Annotated in this window: 2 protein-coding genes; one reads left to right on the top strand and one right to left on the bottom strand. The window is 41.6% G+C overall.

Going from position 1 to position 7,239, the window contains the following annotated elements; all coding sequences use genetic code 11:
- Positions 1–387: 387 nt before the first annotated feature.
- Positions 388–2,436: a PHB depolymerase family esterase gene (locus Q0954_RS32045; protein WP_299465463.1), complete on the bottom strand. Its 2,049-nt coding sequence runs from the start codon at positions 2,434–2,436 to the stop codon at positions 388–390.
- A gap of 848 nt (positions 2,437–3,284) precedes the next feature.
- Here Q0954_RS32045 and Q0954_RS32040 point away from each other — a divergent pair.
- Positions 3,285–6,950 (top strand): ATP-binding protein, encoded by a 3,666-nt coding sequence (locus Q0954_RS32040; RefSeq protein WP_299465460.1) that lies wholly within the window; start codon positions 3,285–3,287, stop codon positions 6,948–6,950.
- Positions 6,951–7,239: the final 289 nt, after the last annotated feature.

The following is a 7,239-nucleotide window of genomic DNA, read 5'->3' as shown; positions in this document are numbered from 1 at the left end:
CCTTAGATACCGATGAATATCGGTGCAATTAGCTATAAGCTACAAGTAAACATAACTCTCTCATAATATGATAGTTATACTTGCATATTAGGTATATTTAATTTTGTCTTGGTACATACTTACTAACTGAAGTTACGCAGACCTACTTATTTTGATGGTTATATGGCTATATTGTTGCTCATACTGTAATAGCACCGTAGAGTGGTTTAAAGGCTATTCCTGTAAATCGCCTTTGGTGGGGCTACCACCATCTTAGTCATAGCATACAAAGCTTATTTTGCTTTGTTTCAGGCACACCCGATAGCTGCAGCTCTGCCAAAGGCTAAATACCTCAGTCAGTTGCACGTATTTGTCCTGAAAACCAAAAACTTATTTTGAGCACGTTACTTAGTCCATTTTCAGGATACGCCCTTCTTGCACCAACGCGCCATTCTCGATAATTTTGTAGACATAAACGCCATTTTCTAGCGAGGCAGGGTATGCCAAAAATCTTTGCACCTTTGCGGTAGAAATAGCCCTACCTGTGGCACTGTACATTTTAACTTCGGTATTTTGGGTTGCTTTGTCAAACGTTATTTTGCCCGTGCTTATCACAATATCTTTGTGAGTAGGGCTTAAAGGCAGTTGACGCTTACGCATTTGAGTACTAGGGTTGAGCAACCAAGCATACATAGACTGTGCTTCAGATGGATTGAAGGCAGTGGCTGCCGAAGCCTGATTGGTAAACGACTCATAAGAGACAAATTTGGTGTTGCCAGCGGTGTTTTCAAGTGCCAATTGATCGGCAAAAGCCTGCACTGGCGCATAGGGGCTTACTTCGTCGTTTTGGCTGTGCCCTATCCAGATGGTAGCTCCAAGTGCTGCAATGGCTGAAGCATTGGCGTTGCCTATTTTAGCCCCTACAATGCCTATTCCTGCATATCGGTTAGGGCTGTTTTCGGCATCTAACAAACGTGCATAAATATTTGAACCTCCTGCAGCAAACCCTGTAATGTATACTTGAGCAGGGTCTATATTGTAGTTTTGTATAATGTGGTTGTACAAAGCATTTATTCGTCCTTTATAAAAACCTTTTGTTACCTGAGGGGCAATTACTACAAAACATTTTTCGGTGCCATTCACGTCAAAACAAAAATTATGCTGCTGCTGATTTAGGTAATACATAGGACCTTCTTGTTTTATCAAATCTATGTTGGTACCTTGGGCTGCTTGCGAGTGCAAATAGATTAATACAGGGTGAGGGGTGCCAATAGCCCTATAGCTAGAGGGAAGATACTCTAAATAAGGAGTATTTTTTTGAGGTTCTACTTTTTCGTTGATGAGGTTGTTTGCTCCCAAAACCCGCACAAATACAGTTTTATTGGCAGAAGCTCCTCCATTGTCGGTTACCTGCAAGCTAAACAAATAGTCTCCTGCCGAAACACCACTTGCATTTAAAGTAGCAGTGTTTTGCCCCGTGATTATCAGCAAGTTACCCGAAGTCTGCGTCCAAGCATAAGTAAGTGAACCACCTTCGGGGTCGTAGCTGTTGCTGGCGGTCAAAGAGAAGCTATTAGAACCCTCTGATACAAAAACCGAATCGCGTGTGTCGATGACAGGAGGTTGATTGTTGTATTCGTTCAAAGTATGGCTCAAAAACCACTCATAAAGATTTTGGTTTTCATATTTTACTTGGGGGTCATAAGCTTTGGCAGGAGCACCATTGTGCCCAGTGTTTTCAAAAACTACAAAATCTAAATCAGCCACTGGAGCAGGGTTTTGGCAGTTTACAATATTGTCAAATGCATATTTTCCGCCTGGCAAGCCTATGATACCATCACTGTCACCGTGAAAAGCCCTTACATTAATTTTTCGGGAAGAAATGGCACAACCACCCTCTGGGTTCAGTCCATTGGCTGCTATTGGCGCAATGCCCGCCCATTTGTTAGTGGCGTTGAGGTTGTTAGGCGCGTGTTTGTATACTCCAATGCCTCCAAGACTGTGTCCAGTCAAGTACACTCGGTTAGGGTCTACCCGATAGTTTTGCATGGCATAATTCAGCACATATTCGGTAATGCCTGCCCCCCAGCTACTTGCCCCTCCATCAAGTTGAGGAGAAATTACAATAAAGCATTTTTGCTCTCCTTGTACATCATAGCACATATCAATACCTTGCTCTAGTTTTTTGGGTAGCCCATGCTTGGTTACTTTCCAAAGGTCAGATGCCCCATTGCCTCTTTCGCCCTTCCCATGAAGAAAAATAATTAAGGGATAAGTTTTCTGGCTTTCAGTGTCATAGCCTGTTGGCAGATACTCTAGATAACCTTTGGTTTTCGAATGGTTCAAACTTGAGGGTTTGATGGTTTGTACGGTCAAATCGCTGTTAGATGCGATGTTTTGTGCATAAGTTCCATAATAGCTTAAGAACAGGAACAACATTGTTTTAATTAATCTCATGTTTATGGTTATTGGTTTTGTTTTAGAAAATAAATGTTTGGTAAGTAGCAGCAAGTCCTTAGATACCGATGAATATCGGTGCAATTAGCCATAAGCGACAAGTAAAGATAACTCTCTCATAATATGATAGTTACACTTGCATATTAGGTGTGTTTAATTTTGTCTTGGTACATAGTTTGGTTAGGTAAAATCAAACCTGATTTTTTAAATAACTTTTGCATATTTTACTTTGATATAGGTGAATGATAGTGCACGTGGCTTTAGAAATCATCCAACTTTAGGCTACTGGTCTCACTCAATATACAATAGACAGAATGTTGCTTGTTTTGAGTTGTAAAAAATGCTTGTAGTTGGCGATCTCGTAGAAATATGAAGTACAAAAAGCTACAAATATCTGATCATTTTAAAACAAAAACAAGCTTTATACTATGTTAAAAAAGTGCTAAAATTAGTGAGGCATTTTTGAAAAAAAACAAAGGGGCCAGATCGTCATTTGTAAAACCTGAGTGAGGTTTTTTGGGGCAATAAAATTCGAGGCAACTTTATTGACTAAAAACTTCTAACTACGCTTTTTGTAAATAACTGAAAATCAGTGTGATAAAAAAGTGTGGTTACTTGTGAACCGAATCTACAGCTTGCTGTGATGAGCTCAACGGAGTTAAACAGGGTGTAGCACCGATATGCATCGGTATCCAAGGACTTGAAGCTTGCCCCTGTCGGGACTGTGGACTATGATATTTGACAATAGAAATAAAAACTGGGGCTAAGGGAGGCGTAACTTGGGTAATTAAAAGCAAACCTATATTTTAGCGGTCTGGTTTAAAAGCTAAAAATAACAGGAGGTAGCCATGAAGCGACATTTGAACAGAATAGTTTTGATCAATAGTACAGCAGTACGTTATGCCGAGATGAAGGTGGATGGTAATATTCATTTTGTGGGGTCTAATGGTTTTGGAAAAACTACGGTGCTCCGGGCTATTTTGTACTTTTACAACCCCGACAATCGCTACCAGTTAGGGATTCGCCGCGACCAATTGAGTTTTACTGAGTACTACTTTCAGCAACCCAACGCCCGCATTATATACGAGGTAAAACGCGATGATGGCTACTACCATATTTTGCTCTTCCGAAAAAACAACCGGGTACATTATAGATTTATAGATGCGCCTTATGATGCCAGTGTTTATATAGAAGATACCCGCATAAAACCGCTCGACGAGGTATTGCAAACCTTGCACGAACAACACATTCATTTTGAAGAAACCATTGAGCGCTCGGCTACCTACAAGGAAGTATTGTACGGAGCATCGCGCGAGAAAAAATGGCGAAAATATAGCTTGATTCCTACCAGGGGCTATTTGCGTCGCAAAGAAATTGGCAACATTCCTAAAACGGTGTCGAACGTATTTTTGAGTTCAAGACTAGAATCCGACTATATCAAAAATGCCATTATGGAGGCGGTAATGGATGAAAATCCTAAGATTGATCTCGATACTTTGCGTCGTCATCTTGCCTCGTTTAGCGACCGACTCGACGATGTGACCAACTTTAACGAGCACAAAGACATGGCCGAAGAGGTGGTGACAATGTTTGATAGCCTGGAGGTGCTCAAAAGAGAACAAAAACGCGATGCAGAACAACTGGGCAACAGTGTGCAAAATGCCAATCGCAAGATAGGGGAATTGCGTCGCTTGCTTAATCAGGAAAACGACGCACGCCAAAAATTAAGCGAAGGCTATGAAAAGGAAAAACATACTTTTGACAAAAATACTGACCTGTTTAAAGAAGCTATTGGCGAAATAAAAGGAAAGCTGCGCGAGATAGATGGGCTAAAACAAAAGTATCAGGGCATCAAACAAAAACTGGAGTTACACCAACAACGCCCCACCTTGCACAACCAATTGACCAACCTTAAAAAACAGTTGACCCAAGCAACGGCGGCTATTGCCGATGTACAACAAATGTTTGAACAGGGATTGCAAGACCTCGAAAACCAAAAAAGCGCCGCCCAAAACCGTTTTGGTCAACAGCAAAATACCATAGAACGAGAGGCACAGGCAAAGGCACATGAAATTCAACTTCAGTTTGACGAAAGTATGCATGCCACCCAACAAAACTATGCAGAAAAACTCAGCGAAAGCGATGCCCTCATAACAGAGTTAAAACAAAGGCTGGGCAATTGTGAACGCGAAATAACCCAGGCAAGGCAACAAGTGTTTTTTGCTGACGAAATGGCTCAAATAAAGGCATTAATAGAAAACATTCATAAGGAGACAGAGGCGCGTCAACAAGAAAACAAGCTACTAAATAAGGATGTAAACCACGAAAAAGCCCTGTACCAAAACACGCTGGAGTCGTTGGAAAACACCCACCGTCTGGAACAACAAACATTGGAAAACAAGCTTACCCACTTACAACAACAAATAACCGAAGTAGACCATCGACTTGAGGGGTTTGAGGGCTCATTGTATGAGTTTTTGGAACAGGAAAAACCCAACTGGACACAAGATATAGGGCAGGTAATTGACGAAAAGTTACTGTTTCGCAAAGATTTGTCTCCTGCGCTCACCCCTTCGCCAAAAGGTGATTTTTGGGGGCTGAATATTGATTTGTCTGCCATTGGCAAACGAATGAAAACTTTGGCTGACTATGCCCAGGATAAGAAACAATTGCTGGAAAGTTTGAATAAAACCAAAAAACAGTTGCTTGGAAACAGTAAACATTTTCAGGAGCAAACCGAACAAGCAAAACAACGCCATACCCTTAAAATAAAAGAATGGCAGGGGCTTATTCAAAAAAACGAATACCAAAACGAACAGGCACAGCTGAAAAACAAGGAACGCCAAAACGAATTGTTGGACATTGAACAACGCGCCGAACAACAAAAAAAGGCCATGCTTGACCAGCTCAACGAAAAGCAGGAGACGCTACGCGATGAGTTGGCGCAGGCGCAGATTCAGTTGAACGAATGGCAACAAAAACAACAGGCTGAAACTACCCGCCTCAATAACGAAAAAGCAGCACAAATAGGCGCCATTCAGAACACGAAAGATCAAGCCTTGGAAACGGCTCAACGCCACCAAGATGAGGCAATGGCAGATTATGAAGCGCAGAAGCAAGCCTTGGCAAAGCAACGTGAAGAACGGGTGGCAGGGCGAGATATAGACAAGGATGAGTTAACCCAAATAGAACAGGAAATAGCCCAACTTACCGAAAAACTGCACCACATAGACCATGACATTACACCTTTGGTCAATTTGTACCAGTTGGATAAGGAGCGGTTGTTGGACAAAGAAACGGGGCTAAAACTAAACCTGGATACTAAGATACAAGCATTGGACGATGAAAAGGCAAGCTTCAAACAATTGACCACCCGCCACAAAGCTCAATTGGCACAACTGGATGCCAGTATGCAGCAAAATCGTCAATACCACGACCAACTGGAAAACGAATTGTTGTATTTTGAAGATAAGTTTAAGCTTACCGATGTATTTACCCCTTTGCGAGGATGGATAGAAAGCCCTGATGCCGAAGACCGTGAGGTATTGAACATTGACCAGTTGATGAAAGACCTCAATCTGCGTCATACACGTTTGATTGAAGACAATTACCGTTTTCAGAAGCTTACGCATAGTTTTACGGGCTTGTTTTCGGCAGATAACCGCCTGGAGTTTCCGCGCAAGTTTGCCACCGAAATAGATTACAAAGATTTTGTACGCCACAAACTGAAACCGTTTTTAGTACAAAACCGCATAGACATTATTCAACAACAGCTAGAGCAACAACATAGCAAACTGATTGACCTGATTTCTAAAGATATAGTAAACCTATCAGCTAAGTCGGATGAGATCAGCCAAACGATTGAACGCATCAACGATGATTTTAGCGAGTCTAACTTTGTGGGGGTAGTCAAGTCTATTGCCCTCGATTATCGGGAGAAAAAATCGGGATTGATCAATGTGTTGAAAAAAATTCGTGCCTTTGAGCAAGCGCACGTACTAACCGACCAACTACGGCTGTATACGCCTGCCGTAGCCACTGCTGACGACCAGGCTACAGTAAACAAGCAGTCGATTGCATTGCTTACTGAGCTAAAGAAGGCAATAGAAAACCAGGGCAAAAAGTATGTCACCATTGAAGATACTTTTGAACTGTATTTTAGGGTACAGGAAAACAACAACAATACGGGCTGGGTAGAACGCCTCGCCAATGTGGGATCTGAGGGAACCGATGTGTTGGTAAAAGCAATGATTTATATCACGTTGTTGAATGTATTTAAAGAGAACGCTTTTAAGGGCAACGATGACTATTTTATTCATTGCCTGATCGACGAAGTAGGCAAGCTTTCTGACCGTTACTTGCGCGAACTGATTGATTTTACCAATCATAAAAATATTCGTTTGATTTTTGGCTCGCCCAACGAAAACGATCCTTTGATTTATGAGCATGTGTACAAGGTGCACCGCGAAAATGATGAAATACGAGTGATAGAATTGCTGGGGGTAGAAATGTAGGTATAAAGGCTCTTGGGATTGGGTTCTTCTAGGTTTTACACCTTGCATTTTTCTGTATTGGGCTTAGTAATGCAGTCAAAATAACTTCCCCATTTTAACTGTATATTTTAGTCGCTATACATCGTTGAAAAATAGCCGAATAGCGCTGCTATTAGCCGACCATCCCTCAAGCTCGCTCAATATCCAGTAGGACAGGCATTTGTTTTTTAATAATCGAGTAATAGTGGTTGCGTCAGCTGGACTCAGCCTTAGTTTGTTGCCGTTAAGAATCTGTGAAACGAAGCCGTAA

Origin of the sequence: uncultured Microscilla sp. (genome assembly GCF_947493425.1) — a bacterium.
GTDB lineage: Bacteria > Bacteroidota > Bacteroidia > Cytophagales > Microscillaceae > Microscilla.
The sequence above is the reverse complement of the archived record's forward strand: the minus strand, read 5'-3'. Positions and strand labels throughout refer to the sequence as shown.